Raw genomic sequence first — 13,240 nt, 5'->3', positions numbered from 1 at the left:
CTGGAGGTTTTTATGAGCATCAGTCGCCCGCCACTCCCGCCTTTCACTCGCGAAAGTGCGATTGAAAAAGTTCGCCTTGCTGAAGATGGCTGGAACAGTCGCGACCCGGTGAAAGTCGCGATGGCCTACACTACCGATACCCAGTGGCGAAATCGCGCCGAGTTTATCCACGGACGCGCCGAGGCGCAGGCCTTTCTCGAGAGAAAATGGAAAAAAGAGCAGGAATATCGCCTTATCAAAGAGCTATGGGCTTTTGAAGGCAACCGTATTGCCGTGCGCTATGCCTACGAATGGCATGACGATTCCGGCAACTGGTTTCGTTCCTACGGCAATGAAAACTGGGAATTTAACGAGGATGGGCTGATGCAGCGCCGCTTTGCCTGCCTGAACGACCTGCCGATTCGCGAAGATGAACGCCTGTTCCACTGGCCCCAGGGCCGACGCCCGGACGATCATCCGGGGCTTAGCGAATTAGGGCTGTAACAGCAGCACTCTCCGCGCTGTCGCGCGGGGAGTATTTATCCACCGCAATATTATTTTTGCATCAGTACAGATACCGCGCTCAGTAGAAAAATAGTAATCATCACGACACTCATGATAATTACCGCTAAACGGGCGTTGCGCATAGTATTGGTCATTGCGAATATCCTCACAAAGAAAAATAGTGGCGTAACAGCGCCGTAGCGAGCACGCCGATAATAACGGTTACTGGCATAGAAAAACGGATAGCCGCAATAAACGTCACGCCCAGGCCAATTAAATCAATAAAGTTACCTGAAGCAAAATACGGGGCAATAAACGCCAGCATGACGCACCCCGGCGATGAACGCAGTACCGCCATAGCACCCGGCGTCAGCGTACGATTTCGTAAAATGAGCCACGCAGAGATGCGCGTTAAATAGGTGGTTGCCGCCATCAACACGATGGCAAACAGCGTTTGCTGATCCGGCATTATTTCTCCCCCCACCGCCAGGCCACCGCTAACCCGGCCAGCGGCCCGGCGATAACGTACCAGACGCCGGGTATAAAGTGATACACCGCCACGGCCACCAGCAAACTGGTCAGCCACGGCAGCGCTTTGCGAACTCCGCGCCACATACCCCGGACCAGCACCAGAAATACCGCCGGGAACGCCATATCAAAACCATAACGGTGAACATCGCCCAGCACCGGTCCCGCCAGTGCGCCAAGGGCAGTGAAACCCACCCACATGGCATAAAACGACAGCGATGCCCCCAGATAATAAGGCAGACTAAAACTGAGCATTCCACGTCCGGCGCGCTTTTGCGCATCGCTGTAACTCAATGCCCAACTCTCGTCAGTCATCAAAAACAACGCCGGCAGCACCTTACGTTTCGGAAAACGTGCCAGCAGTGGCACCAGGGTCGCCCCCATCAGTATATGTCGGCTATTTACCAGAAAGGTCACGGCCATAATTAATAAAATATGCGGCGGGTTAGTCCAGATTTGTATTGCCGCAAACTCAGAGCCACCGGCAAAATTAAGCCCGGTCATTAGCGGCACTTCAAAATGACTTAATCCTTTATGGCTCGCCTGTGCGCCAAGCACCAGCGCAAATGGAATAACGCCAAGTAATACCGGCAGCCCTTCTTTAATCCCACGACGAAATTCAGCGCCCACGGAATCACTTTGTGCAGACGTGTCTGGTCCGTCCGCAATAACGGAAATATCTTTTATGCTCATATTGAATGCCTGTTTCGGATGCTGCTTTAGCTGGCATTAGCATAGAATGCGTGACACTATTAGTAAACATATATAGTGTCACATTACACTAAGGTGATCAGATGCGCGAACGCTCCCCCTGGCAGCCACGGCTTGCCGAACAGACAACATCCCCCACCGAACGGCTGGTACAGGCTTTATCGGAAGATATTCTTTCCGGCCTACTGCCCTACGGCGCACGCTTACCGGCGCATCGGGATCTCGCGGATACCCTGAGTATTGGCCTTGGCACGGTGACCAAAGCCTACGGGATACTCGAAAAACGTGGCCTGGTCCGCAGCGTTAAGGGCAGCGGAATGTTTGTCGCGCTAGCAAACGCGCGTAGCGCAGAAGTTATCGACCTTTCGCAGAACACGCCGCCTGCCGCCCTGACGGCGCGTTCACTCGGCGCGACGCTCACCGCCATCGCACGTCGGCCGGATATGGATATGTTTAACTTTTATGCCCCTCCCGCTGGTCATGATGAGCACCGACGACTGCTGGCGCGCTGGTTTACCCAGCTTGGCGTTGAGGCCAATGCTGAACAGCTCATTATCACCAGCGGCGCGCAGCATGCGCTGTCGGTGGCGCTCTCCACCGTCTGCAAGCCGTTCAGTACGCTGTACGTTGAGGCGCAGACCTATTCCGGACTGATTCAACTTTCGCGACTGCTCAATCTGACGCTGGTCGGCATTCCAATGGATGATGACGGTATGGATGTGAAAGCGTTGGAAGCAGCGCTCGACGCCCGCGGTGAACACAACGCGGCGGTGTATGTGACCCCGCTGCTGCAAAGCCCTTCAACGCGGGTGATGAGTCTGACGCGTCGTCATGAACTGGTGCGCATTTGCCGGGAACGGAAGCTGTTTATCATTGAAGATGATGTTTATCGGCTGACCCGCAATATCGACATACCGCAAATCACCCGTTTGGCACCGGAAATCACCCTGTATGTAAATAGCCTGTCGAAGATCCTTAATCCAGCGCTTCGAATTGGCGGGCTTCTGCTGCCCAAGGCGCTCTACGCGCAGGGAGAATCGATGCTCAGAACAACGGCTATCATGGTTTCACCGCTGAGCTGTGCCATTATGGAGCAGTGGCTGCTGGACGGCACTGCCGAAACCGTCACCCTCGCCATTGAGCAAGAGACTACACGCCGATACGCGCTGGCACGCGATATTCTGGGCGAAGACCTGTACCACTCAGGGCTGCCCAGCTTCCACCTCTGGCTGCCACTACCCCGGGAAAACGTACACCCTTTCTACGAGGCAGCGCTTGCCGCCGGTATTAAAGTGACGTCGCCCGCCTCAACGGAGGTGACACCGTTCGCCGATCAGACGGGGATTCGATTGTGTATTGGCGGGCCGGATATGGAAAAGCTGACTCAGGCGCTGTTGATAATTAAGCGGATTATCACCCAGCTTAAACGACCTGCGATGCTGAATTATCCGGTCTGAGCACGCTTAGGGCGAATATCAAAACCTCGGCGCCATACCATACTTCGGCGATTTGATATTGGCTGCCCATACCTTGATATTATTCTGCAACAACAAGGTGAAATCAGACTCGAGGTGATTCACCATCTCATTGATTTGCTGTGAATCGTTAAGGGCAAAATGTTCGATCCGGTCCTTGCCTACCGGCACGCAGCTGTATTTGGCTGGAATATCTTTGCCATTAACATTGAACGTTTTAGCACCACCCGCGCACGGCCCCTCAGCCAGGTAAGACACCACCATATTGGCTCCGATTCGACCTGGCTGGGCGATACTTAGCATGACGGGAAACCCCTCTGAGGTCTGCGTCATGTCATAAAGAATGGCATTTCGTAAGTACCAGGTGTTGTATTCCCGTTCCTGCTGTTCTGAATATGCAAGAGAAGGAAGAAAAAGCAGCGCAATGATCGTAACAGCGTGAATTTTCATAAAACGTTGCCTTTATGGATTGTCATACGCATTATTCAGATCGGGATAAAAACAACAACATATTAAGATTATTCCTACTATTTTTGGCTGTCATCTTTTGGCTTTAATTTTAAAACAGGTCCTTCTGGATATACCGCACTAGAGAACGCGATCGCTGCACTACACGAAAAAATGCTGAAAATAACCCCACATCCCCCCAAGCGATTGTAAAAGCATCTATTTTTCAACACTTTTAACTGGTTACCGGCATGTTGTATAATGGTTTGCACTTTAACTAAAAAATGAGTGCGATCATGATTGATATCAACCTGCCTTTAACCGATGTCCACCGCCACCTTGACGGTAATATCCGTGCCCAGACCATCCTCGATCTCGGCCGCCAGTACAATCTCGCGCTCCCCGCTACTACGCTTGAAACCCTGCTGCCCCACGTACAAGTGACCAGCAATGAACCCGATCTGGTGAGCTTCCTGAGCAAGCTTGACTGGGGCGTGAAGGTTCTGGCTTCTCTGGACGCCGTACGTCGCGTTGCCTATGAGAACATTGAAGATGCGGCCCGTAACGGCCTGCACTACGTTGAGCTGCGCTTTTCTCCGCGCTACATGGCGATGACCCACCAACTGCCGGTCGACGGCGTGGTTGAAGCGGTAATCGCAGGCGTTAAAGAAGGCTGCAAAACCTTTAACGTTGAAGCGCGTCTTATCGGCATTATGAGCCGTACCTTTGGCGAAGCGGCCTGTGAAGAAGAACTCAATGCCCTGCTGGCCCACCGTGACGGTATTACCGCGCTCGACCTGGCTGGTGATGAACTGGGCTTCCCGGGACATCTGTTCCTGAACCACTTTACCCGTGCGCGCGATGCAGGCTGGCGTATCACCGTTCACGCGGGCGAAGCCGCAGGCCCGGAAAGCATCTGGCAGGCCATTCGCGACCTCGGCGCTGAGCGTATCGGTCACGGCGTGAAGGCCATTCTGGATCCGGCACTGATGGATTTCCTCGCGGAAAAACGTATCGGCATTGAATCCTGCCTGACCTCCAACATCCAGACCAGCACCGTGCCATCGCTGGCACAACATCCGCTGAAAACGTTCCTTGAACACGGCGTGCTGGCAAGCATCAACACCGATGACCCAGCGGTTCAGGGGATTGATATTCAGCACGAGTACCACACTGCAGCCCCAGCAGCAGGCTTAAGCCCGGCACAGATTCGTCAGGCACAGATCAATGGTCTGGAAATGGCGTTCCTTTCCGCTGCCGAAAAACAGGCGCTTACCGCCCGCGTTAAACAGGCATAAAAAAATCCCGGCAGGTACGCCTGCCGGGATTCCTCAATACCTTGACGATTACACTAACGTCAGCGCCGCACGGTGTTTCGCCGATTCCATCCCCAGCTCAATCAGTTCCATAATCTGGATCGCCTGACCGGCCGGTACCGGATTCTCACCGATGCCGTTCAGCGCATCGCGGATTGCCGCGTAGTACGCTGGGTAGTTGCCCGGTTGCGTCAACAGCGTCGTTTCCACCCGCGTTTCACCGTCCACCGTCGTTAGCACGCCGTCACGCATATCGTAGCCCCAGTCGGCCTGCGGTAGACGTTCCCCGCTTTTCAGTCGATCTTCCTGCGGGTCGAGGCCAAACTTCACATAGCTTGCCTCGGAACCGTGAATAATATAGCGCGCCGTTTCCGCCGCCGCCAGAAGCGTGCCGTGCAGCACAACGCGGCGCTGCGGATAGGTTAACACCGCATGGAAATAGTCTGTGGACTGCGCGCCGGGGCGCAGCTGACCGAGATCAACATACATACTCTGCGGTAAACCAAACAGGGTGATGACCTGATCCAGCAGATGCGGGCCTAAGTCATACCATATACCGCTGCCCAGCCCGGCCTGCTCGCGCCAGCGGGCGCGTACCTGCGGACGATAGCGGTCAAAATGTGATTCAAAGTGAGCGATATCGCCCAGCTTGCCTTCATTGATCAACGCTTTCACCGTCAGGAAGTCGCTATCCCAGCGGCGGTTATGGAACACCGACAGCAGTTTGCCCTGCTGTTTAGCCAGCGTATCCAGTTCACGCGCCTGTGACAGTGTCACGGTGAATGGTTTATCCACCACCACGTTTTTACCCGCTTCCAGCGCCGCTTTCGCTAACGGGAAGTGGGTATCGTTTGGCGTCGGGATAACGATCAGGTCGATATCAGGATTGGTAAATAGCGCCGTCGGGTCGGAGACGACCTGCACCGCTGGCCAATCTGCATGAACTTTACTGGCATCGCTACTGGAGACGACGGCAAGCTCCATCCCCGGCGTGCCGCTGATGAGCGGCGCGTGAAATGTCTTACTGGCATAGCCATAACCCACTAATCCTACACGGATTTGGTCACTCATATGTCGCCTCACTTCTCTATTTGGTGTGCTTTAAACTGATTTTGTAATCGATTTCTTTATTTGAACTCATCTGAAGCGTTCATACAACAGTTTAATAACATTATGGTCCATTGCCCCGTCAATTGGTGAAATAACCACCACCTGTCGAAACGATTCGGCTGAAAACTTGCGTTGTGACGCAGGCACGCTAAGATCTTGCCCTGGCTCTCTTTTATCAATGGACTGTAAGTAAAATTTCATGACTTCCGTAATGACGCGTATTGTTGAATTAATTGGTTGGATTATTCTGGGTTTTTCCGTTCTGCTTCTGTTTGTGGCGCATCACATCGATAACTACCAGCCGCCGGAGCCCGCTACCGCGACGCTGCAAAAAAATGTCCCGCCGTCATCGTAAAAGAGTGATTCAGATCTCATCAATGGAACCGGTTTCAGAAACCGGTTGCTCCGCTTAAAAGCACTCCTTACACTCGTGTTATCACACAGGTAAGGAGTGTTATATGTCTGCTTTTCCCCCAAATTTTCTCTGGGGAGCTGCCACGGCAGCGTACCAGGTTGAAGGTGCACATAATGAAGACGGTAAAGGCCCGTCTATCTGGGATATTTTCTCCCACCAGCCAGGGACAACCTATCAGGGTACAAACGGCGACGTTGCCGTCGATCACTACCATCGCGTAAAAGAAGACGTCCAGTTAATGGCGGAAATGGGGCTGCAAAGCTACCGTTTCTCTATCTCATGGCCCCGCCTGCTGCCGAACGGCCGCGGCGAGATCAACGAAGCTGGGGTGAAGTTTTACAGCGATCTGATTGATGACCTGTTAGCACATAATATTGAACCCATGATTACCCTCTATCATTGGGATCTCCCACAGGCGCTTCAGGACGAAGGCGGCTGGGAAGCCCGCTCTACGGCGGAAGCTTTCGAAGAGTATGCGCGCCTGTGCTATGCCCGTTTTGGGTCCCGCGTGAAGAAATGGGCCACCTTTAACGAAACCATCGTCTTTATTGGTCACGGTTACATTACCGGTAGCCATCCCCCTTCCGTGCGTAACCCGGCACGCGCTATTCAGGCCTGTCACCACGTCTTTATTGCCCATGCCATGGCGGTTAAAGCGTTCCGCGGGATGCAAATCAACGGTGAAATTGGCTTCGTTAACGTGCTGCAACCGCACTCTGCGCTGACCGATAGCCCGGAAGACCAAGCCGCTACCGAGCTGGCGGACGCTATCCATACCCACTGGTTCTACGATCCGGTGCTGAAAGGCCGCTACCCGGATGAACTGCTGGCGCAATCTCAGGCGCTGTGGGGCGTGCCGCGCTTTGCGCCGGGAGACGATGAACTGCTGCGCAAAAACCGCTGCGATTTTATCGGCCTGAACTACTATCGTCGTGAAACCGTTTCCGCAACGCCGCCGAAAGAAAAAGTCAGCGGTGAACAAGGCGTTGAAGGGCTGTTCTATTTCGTCCGCAACCCGGAAAGCGTCTACACCGAATGGGGCTGGGAGATTTGGCCTCAGGGGTTAACAGACGGCATCATGATGATCAAAGAGCGTTACGGTGATATTCCTATCTATATTACCGAAAACGGCCTGGGCGCCGTTGACCCTATCGTCGATGGTGAAGTGGTGGATACACCGCGTATCGATTTCCTACGCGTTCATATTGATGCTCTGGAAAAAGCCATTGCGCTTGGTGCTGACGTCCGTGGTTATTATCCGTGGTCGTTTATCGACCTGCTAAGTTGGCTGAACGGTTACAAAAAACAGTACGGTTTTGTTTATGTCGACCATAAGCAAAATCTGATGCGCAAGCGTAAAAAAAGCTTCTTCTGGTATAAAGACGTAATTGCCAGTCGCGGCGAGAATCGTTAATTTCACTTAGTCAGGGCGCGCCAAGCGCCCTGACTGCCTAAAAAATCACATTTTTTGTATCGAAATCAATAAGCACATTTTCTGTTATTGTAATTCCTGCCTATAAGCCAAATAATCCAGGCCGTCCTGCTGAGGTTTAGTCGTATGCGCTGAACTCTCAATAAAAGCAGATGTCGATATACCTATTGGCTGCGCACCCCTTTACCCGCTTTGTCATTCAGTTCTTTCTCACGGACTGAAACACGCTGTACGGTGAGCCCTAACATTATAAAATGGATACCCTTAAATGACCGTTCTGGATTATTTATTAAAATTCCGCAAAGTCAGTTCGCTGGACAATCTTGAAAAACTCTACGATCACCTGAACTATTCGCTGACCAACACCGAAGAAATCATCAATATGTATCGCGCTGCCGACCATCGTCGCGCAGAACTGGTTTCCGGCGGGCGACTGTTCGATGTCGGCCAGGTGCCAAAATCCGTTTGGCGATTCGTGCAATAGTAGTTTTTTCCAGAGCGCCAGTTGCTTATACTCCTCGGCTTGTATTTTTTCCTCTTCACTGGCGCTGATTTTCAGGAGACACAATGTCGGATAATTCTGCGGAACGTATCGGCGGATGGCTGCTTGGCCCGCTGGCCTGGCTGATTGTTCAGTTAATAAGCATCTGCATCACGTTAGTTAAATTTGGCTACGTCCTGCTGACGCCGAACACCCTGAGTCTGATTAAAGAGATGGGGGCGGCCAATATCGCCCTGCTCGCGCTCTCCTTCTTGTCATTCATCGCCATGTGTTATTACACGCTGTGGCTGACTATTGCCTTCTTCAAGCGCCGCCATAACGTACCAAAGCACTACATTATCTGGTTGATGATTGGCGTCCTGCTGGCGGTGAAAGCCTTCGCCTTCTCGCCGATTTCGGACGACCTTGCCGTGCGACAGCTGCTGCTTCCGCTGTTGGCCGCCGCGCTGATTGTGCCGTACTTCAAGCGTTCGCAGCGGGTAAAACGCACCTTTACTCACGCGTAATAACCCCACACTTAGCCTGTTGTCGCTCGAGACACTTTGTCAGATAATAGGTGGCTTTTTTTGTTACAGGTCGAATGATGTCTGACTATTTATTGCTCTTTATCGGTACCGTGCTGGTAAATAACTTCGTCCTGGTGAAGTTCCTGGGGCTCTGCCCGTTTATGGGCGTTTCCAAAAAGCTGGAAACGGCTATGGGGATGGGCCTGGCGACCACCTTCGTGATGACGCTGGCCTCTATCTGCGCCTGGCTTATCGACACCTGGATTCTGATCCCGCTGGATTTGGTTTACCTGCGCACGCTGGCGTTTATTCTGGTCATCGCCGTTGTCGTCCAGTTCACCGAAATGGTGGTGCGTAAAACCAGCCCGGCGCTCTATCGCCTGCTGGGCATATTCCTGCCGCTTATCACCACCAACTGCGCCGTGCTCGGCGTGGCGCTGCTTAACATCAACCTCGGCCACAATTTCCTGCAGTCGGCGCTGTACGGCTTTTCTGCCGCGGTCGGCTTCTCGTTGGTTATGGTGCTGTTCGCGTCCATTCGCGAGCGTCTGGTGGTCTCCGACGTTCCCGCGCCGTTTCGCGGCAACGCCATTGCGCTGATTACCGCTGGTTTAATGTCATTAGCCTTTATGGGCTTTAGTGGGCTGGTGAAGTTGTAATGATGACCTTCTGGATTGCTGTCGCTGCGATCAGCCTGTTAGGGCTGATTTTTGGCGTCATTTTGGGTTACGCCTCACGCCGTTTTGCCGTTGAGGATGACCCGGTAGTTGAAAAAATTGATGAACTGTTGCCGCAGAGTCAGTGCGGCCAGTGCGGTTACCCTGGCTGCCGCCCTTATGCAGAAGCGGTCAGCAACGGTGAAAAAATTAACTGCTGCGCGCCCGGTGGCGAAGCCGTGATGCTGAAAATTGCCACGCTGTTGAACGTTGACCCGCAGCCGATCGGCGGTGACGAAGCGGCCGCCGAGCCAGCGCGCATGCTCGCCATCATTGATGAAAATAACTGTATCGGTTGTACCAAGTGCATTCAGGCTTGCCCGGTAGACGCCATTATTGGCGCGACCCGCGCCATGCATACGGTGGTCAGCGACCTGTGCACCGGCTGTAACCTGTGCGTGGCCCCTTGCCCAACGCAGTGTATCGAGTTACGCCCTGTCGAAACGACAACCGACAGCTGGAAGTGGGATCTGCACACTATCCCGGTACGAAACATTCCTGTGGAACACCATGCTTAAGCTATTCTCCGCCTTCAGAAAAGACAAAATCTGGGATTTCGACGGAGGCATTCATCCGCCCGAAATGAAAACCCAGTCAAACGGCACGCCGCTGCGCCAGGTTCCCCTAGCCCAGCGTTTTGTTATCCCGTTGAAGCAACATATTGGCGCAGAAGGTGAACTCAGCGTGAAGCCTGGGGATCACGTGCTCCGTGGCCAGCCGTTAACGCGCGGTTGGGGACGCATGCTGCCGGTCCACGCCCCCACTTCCGGGACGGTCGTGGCGATTGAACCTCATGCCACCGCCCACCCTTCCGCGCTGCCAGAAATGAGCGTCATTATTGACGCCGACGGTGAAGACCGCTGGATAGCCCGCGACGGTTGGAGTGATTACAAAAACCATAGTCGCGACGCGCTTATCGAACGTATCCACCAGTTTGGCGTTGCCGGTTTAGGCGGTGCAGGCTTCCCGACGGGCAACAAACTGCGCGGCGGCGGCGATAAAATCACCACGCTGATTATTAACGCCGCCGAGTGCGAACCGTACATCACCGCTGACGATCGCCTGATGCAGGACTGCGCGGCGCAGATTGTCGAAGGGATTCAGATCCTCGCGCATATCCTGCAGCCGCAGCAGGTGCTTATCGGCATCGAAGATAATAAACCACAGGCGATTTCGATGATGCGCGCGGTGCTCGCGGGCTGTCACGGTATTAGTCTGCGCGTTATCCCAACCAAATACCCTTCCGGCGGCGCAAAGCAGCTGACGCAAATTCTGACCGGTAAACAGGTTCCGCACGGCGGCCGTTCGTCGGATATTGGCGTATTGATGCAGAACGTCGGCACCGCCTATGCGGTAAAACGCGCGGTCATCGACGGCGAACCGTTGACCGAGCGCGTCGTCACGCTGACCGGTGAATCGGTTGGTCAGCCTGGCAACGTCTGGGCGCGTCTGGGCACGCCGGTACAGCATCTGCTCAAACATGCCGATTTTTGCCCGACCAGCGACCAGATGGTGATCATGGGTGGCCCGTTGATGGGCTTTACCCTACCCTGGCTTGATGTACCGGTGGTCAAAATCACCAACTGCCTGCTGGCCCCTTCCGCCGCTGAAATGGGCGAGCCGGAAGAGGAAAAAGGCTGCATTCGCTGTAGCGCCTGCGCCGATGCCTGTCCGGCAGATCTGTTGCCGCAGCAGTTGTACTGGTTCAGCAAAGGCCAGCAGCATGATAAAGCCACGGCACACAACCTTTCCGACTGCATTGAATGTGGTGCCTGCGCGTGGGTCTGCCCAAGCAGCATTCCGCTGGTGCAGTACTTCCGTCAGGAAAAGGCCGAAATCAACGCCATTCGCCAGGAAGAACAGCGCGCCGCAGAAGCCAAAGCTCGCTTCGAAGCGCGTCAGCAGCGTCTGGAACGCGAGAAAGCCGCCCGTGAAGAGCGCCATAAAAAAGCGGCCGTTCAGCCTGCTGCCAAAGATCAGGATGCGATTCATGCGGCATTGGCTCGTGTACGAGAAAAACAGCAGCAGGCCGCGCAGCCGATTGTGATTCAGGCTGGTGCCGTGCCGGATAACAGCGCTGTGGCTGCCGCCCGTGAAGCGCGTAAAGCGCAGGCTCGCGCCGCGCAGGCTGAAAAACAGCAGGCAACGGCTGAGACTATCGACCCGCGTAAAGCCGCGGTTGAAGCCGCCATTGCTCGTGCCAAAGCACGTAAAGCGGCCCCGGCTGAAGCAGCAGAACCTGCTGCTGCCGCTGACGAGGCTATCGACCCGCGCAAAGCTGCCGTTGAAGCCGCCATTGCACGTGCTAAAGCCCGCAAAGCGGCATCATCGGTTGAAGTGGAAGCCGTTGCCGTTCAAGACGCAACGGTAGACCCGCGCAAAGCCGCCGTTGAAGCCGCCATCGCGCGCGCCAAAGCGCGCAAGGCCGCTGCGACAGAAATGAATGAACCTGCCGCCAACGACGACCCACGCAAAGCCGCCGTTGCCGCCGCTATTGCCCGTGTTCAAGCCAGGAAAGCCGCTCAGGCCGTTAACGAGGATTAAATGGTTTTCAAAATCGCAAGTTCCCCTTATACCCACAACCATCGCCAGACGTCGCGCATTATGATGCTGGTGGTCATTGCCGCACTGCCCGGCATTGTGGTCCAGAGCTGGTTTTTTGGCTGGGGAACCGTCATTCAACTGGTTCTCGCTATTCTTACCGCCTGGTTTGCCGAGTCGCTGGTACTTCGCCTGCGCAAGCAAAACATTGGCCAGACGCTCGCCGATAACTCCGCGCTACTGACCGGCCTGCTGCTGGCCATCAGTATTCCGCCGTTTGCTCCGTGGTGGATGGTGGTTCTCGGTACCGTGTTTGCCGTGATTATTGCTAAGCAACTCTACGGCGGCCTGGGTCAGAACCCGTTTAACCCGGCGATGATTGGCTACGTGGTACTGCTGATCTCCTTCCCGGTACAGATGACCTCCTGGCTGCCGCCGCACGATATCGCCGCCAACGTGCCGGGCTTTATGGACGCGCTGCAGGTGATCTTCAGCGGTCATACCGCCGCAGGTCAGGACATGACGGCGTTGAAGATGGGGGTCGATGGCATTAGCCAGGCGACACCGCTCGATACGTTCAAAACGTCGCTTCATGCCGGACATCCGGTGGATGAGATCCTCAAATCCTCGATTTATCACGGTGCGCTGGCCGGTGCGGGATGGCAGTGGGTCAACGTAGCCTATCTGGTCGGCGGCCTGTTCCTGCTGTGGCAAAAAGCAATTCGCTGGCATATTCCGGTGAGTTTCCTGGTGAGTCTGGCCGTCTGCGCAACGCTCGGCTGGCTGTTCCACCCGGAAAGCGTCGCCTCGCCGCAGATGCATCTACTTTCTGGCGCGACCATGCTGGGTGCGTTCTTTATTCTTACCGACCCGGTCACCGCCTCTACCACCAACCGAGGTCGTCTTATCTTTGGTGCGCTGGCGGGCCTGCTGGTCTGGCTGATTCGCAGCTTCGGCGGCTACCCGGACGGCGTGGCGTTTGCCGTGCTGTTAGCTAACATCACCGTCCCGCTGATTGATTACTACACGCGACCGCGCGTTTACGGACACCGCTGAGG

At 54.7% G+C, this 13,240-nt stretch carries 15 protein-coding genes; 11 read left to right on the top strand and 4 right to left on the bottom strand.

The features are described 5' to 3' along the window. Nucleotides 1–12: 12 nt before the first annotated feature. Entirely contained in the window at nucleotides 13–483 is a 471-nt protein-coding gene (locus AB2B48_RS05315; RefSeq protein ID WP_185666185.1) for a DUF1348 family protein, read from the top strand. Between the two features lie 166 nt (nucleotides 484–649). Here the strand turns inward: AB2B48_RS05315 and AB2B48_RS05310 are convergent, their stop codons facing one another. Beyond that, nucleotides 650–952, bottom strand: coding sequence for an AzlD family protein (locus AB2B48_RS05310; RefSeq protein ID WP_185666184.1), 303 nt, complete (start codon nucleotides 950–952; stop codon nucleotides 650–652). Beyond that, nucleotides 952–1,704, bottom strand: coding sequence for an AzlC family ABC transporter permease (locus tag AB2B48_RS05305; protein WP_333010901.1), 753 nt, complete (start codon nucleotides 1,702–1,704; stop codon nucleotides 952–954). The genes AB2B48_RS05310 and AB2B48_RS05305 overlap by 1 nt, the downstream gene beginning before the upstream one ends. Before the next feature lie 101 nt (nucleotides 1,705–1,805). On the opposite strand from AB2B48_RS05305, the gene AB2B48_RS05300 reads away from it, so the two are divergent. Continuing rightward, the gene (locus AB2B48_RS05300; RefSeq protein ID WP_368301010.1) at nucleotides 1,806–3,179 is read left to right on the top strand and encodes a PLP-dependent aminotransferase family protein; all 1,374 of its coding nucleotides are present in this window, start codon (nucleotides 1,806–1,808) and stop codon (nucleotides 3,177–3,179) included. Nucleotides 3,180–3,197: 18 nt separating this feature from the next. On the opposite strand, the gene AB2B48_RS05295 is transcribed toward AB2B48_RS05300, so the two are convergent. Continuing rightward, the gene (locus AB2B48_RS05295; protein WP_368301009.1) at nucleotides 3,198–3,647 is read right to left on the bottom strand and encodes a hypothetical protein; all 450 of its coding nucleotides are present in this window, start codon (nucleotides 3,645–3,647) and stop codon (nucleotides 3,198–3,200) included. A 293-nt stretch (nucleotides 3,648–3,940) separates the two neighbouring features. Here AB2B48_RS05295 and add point away from each other — a divergent pair, with 293 nt between their 5' ends. After that, a complete protein-coding gene (add, locus tag AB2B48_RS05290) occupies nucleotides 3,941–4,942 on the top strand; it encodes an adenosine deaminase (protein WP_368301008.1) in 1,002 nt (333 codons plus the stop codon). 48 nt (nucleotides 4,943–4,990) lie between these two features. Here add and AB2B48_RS05285 read toward each other — a convergent pair whose 3' ends face one another. Continuing rightward, nucleotides 4,991–6,031: an oxidoreductase gene (locus AB2B48_RS05285; protein WP_368301007.1), complete on the bottom strand. Its 1,041-nt coding sequence runs from the start codon at nucleotides 6,029–6,031 to the stop codon at nucleotides 4,991–4,993. Nucleotides 6,032–6,269: 238 nt separating this feature from the next. Between AB2B48_RS05285 and blr the strand changes: the two genes are divergently transcribed. The 8 genes from blr (at nucleotide 6,270) to rsxD (ending at nucleotide 13,238) form a co-directional block, all read left to right on the top strand. Beyond that, complete coding sequence (gene blr, locus AB2B48_RS05280; RefSeq protein ID WP_185666178.1) at nucleotides 6,270–6,425, top strand: division septum protein Blr; 156 nt, start codon at nucleotides 6,270–6,272, stop codon at nucleotides 6,423–6,425. A gap of 103 nt (nucleotides 6,426–6,528) precedes the next feature. Beyond that, nucleotides 6,529–7,899 (top strand): GH1 family beta-glucosidase, encoded by a 1,371-nt coding sequence (locus tag AB2B48_RS05275; RefSeq protein WP_368301006.1) that lies wholly within the window; start codon nucleotides 6,529–6,531, stop codon nucleotides 7,897–7,899. A 286-nt stretch (nucleotides 7,900–8,185) separates the two neighbouring features. Beyond that, nucleotides 8,186–8,401 carry a transcription modulator YdgT gene (gene ydgT, locus AB2B48_RS05270; protein ID WP_185666176.1) on the top strand — a complete coding sequence of 72 codons (216 nt, stop codon included), beginning with the start codon at nucleotides 8,186–8,188 and terminating at the stop codon, nucleotides 8,399–8,401. Nucleotides 8,402–8,484: 83 nt separating this feature from the next. Continuing rightward, nucleotides 8,485–8,925: a DUF2569 domain-containing protein gene (locus AB2B48_RS05265; RefSeq protein ID WP_185666175.1), complete on the top strand. Its 441-nt coding sequence runs from the start codon at nucleotides 8,485–8,487 to the stop codon at nucleotides 8,923–8,925. Between the two features lie 77 nt (nucleotides 8,926–9,002). Then, nucleotides 9,003–9,584 (top strand): electron transport complex subunit RsxA, encoded by a 582-nt coding sequence (gene rsxA, locus AB2B48_RS05260; protein ID WP_185666174.1) that lies wholly within the window; start codon nucleotides 9,003–9,005, stop codon nucleotides 9,582–9,584. Beyond that, entirely contained in the window at nucleotides 9,584–10,159 is a 576-nt protein-coding gene (gene rsxB / locus AB2B48_RS05255; RefSeq protein WP_185666173.1) for an electron transport complex subunit RsxB, read from the top strand. Before rsxA ends, rsxB begins: the two co-directional genes overlap by 1 nt. Next, nucleotides 10,152–12,185 carry an electron transport complex subunit RsxC gene (rsxC, locus tag AB2B48_RS05250; protein WP_368301005.1) on the top strand — a complete coding sequence of 678 codons (2,034 nt, stop codon included), beginning with the start codon at nucleotides 10,152–10,154 and terminating at the stop codon, nucleotides 12,183–12,185. The genes rsxB and rsxC overlap by 8 nt, the downstream gene beginning before the upstream one ends. Then, complete coding sequence (gene rsxD / locus AB2B48_RS05245; protein ID WP_368301004.1) at nucleotides 12,186–13,238, top strand: electron transport complex subunit RsxD; 1,053 nt, start codon at nucleotides 12,186–12,188, stop codon at nucleotides 13,236–13,238. Nucleotides 13,239–13,240: the final 2 nt, after the last annotated feature.

Source organism: Kluyvera sichuanensis, from assembly GCF_040930405.1.
GTDB lineage: Bacteria > Pseudomonadota > Gammaproteobacteria > Enterobacterales > Enterobacteriaceae > Kluyvera > Kluyvera sichuanensis.
The sequence above is the reverse complement of the archived record's forward strand: the minus strand, read 5'-3'. Positions and strand labels throughout refer to the sequence as shown.

Coding starts and splice junctions, on each gene's coding strand:
- AB2B48_RS05315 (WP_185666185.1), top strand. CDS start 13: ATGAGCATCAGTCGCCCGCCACTCCCGCCTTTCACTCGCGAAAGTGCG.
- AB2B48_RS05310 (WP_185666184.1), bottom strand. CDS start 952: ATGCCGGATCAGCAAACGCTGTTTGCCATCGTGTTGATGGCGGCAACC.
- AB2B48_RS05305 (WP_333010901.1), bottom strand. CDS start 1,704: ATGAGCATAAAAGATATTTCCGTTATTGCGGACGGACCAGACACGTCT.
- AB2B48_RS05300 (WP_368301010.1), top strand. CDS start 1,806: ATGCGCGAACGCTCCCCCTGGCAGCCACGGCTTGCCGAACAGACAACA.
- AB2B48_RS05295 (WP_368301009.1), bottom strand. CDS start 3,647: ATGAAAATTCACGCTGTTACGATCATTGCGCTGCTTTTTCTTCCTTCT.
- add (WP_368301008.1), top strand. CDS start 3,941: ATGATTGATATCAACCTGCCTTTAACCGATGTCCACCGCCACCTTGAC.
- AB2B48_RS05285 (WP_368301007.1), bottom strand. CDS start 6,031: ATGAGTGACCAAATCCGTGTAGGATTAGTGGGTTATGGCTATGCCAGT.
- blr (WP_185666178.1), top strand. CDS start 6,270: ATGACTTCCGTAATGACGCGTATTGTTGAATTAATTGGTTGGATTATT.
- AB2B48_RS05275 (WP_368301006.1), top strand. CDS start 6,529: ATGTCTGCTTTTCCCCCAAATTTTCTCTGGGGAGCTGCCACGGCAGCG.
- ydgT (WP_185666176.1), top strand. CDS start 8,186: ATGACCGTTCTGGATTATTTATTAAAATTCCGCAAAGTCAGTTCGCTG.
- AB2B48_RS05265 (WP_185666175.1), top strand. CDS start 8,485: ATGTCGGATAATTCTGCGGAACGTATCGGCGGATGGCTGCTTGGCCCG.
- rsxA (WP_185666174.1), top strand. CDS start 9,003: ATGTCTGACTATTTATTGCTCTTTATCGGTACCGTGCTGGTAAATAAC.
- rsxB (WP_185666173.1), top strand. CDS start 9,584: ATGATGACCTTCTGGATTGCTGTCGCTGCGATCAGCCTGTTAGGGCTG.
- rsxC (WP_368301005.1), top strand. CDS start 10,152: ATGCTTAAGCTATTCTCCGCCTTCAGAAAAGACAAAATCTGGGATTTC.
- rsxD (WP_368301004.1), top strand. CDS start 12,186: ATGGTTTTCAAAATCGCAAGTTCCCCTTATACCCACAACCATCGCCAG.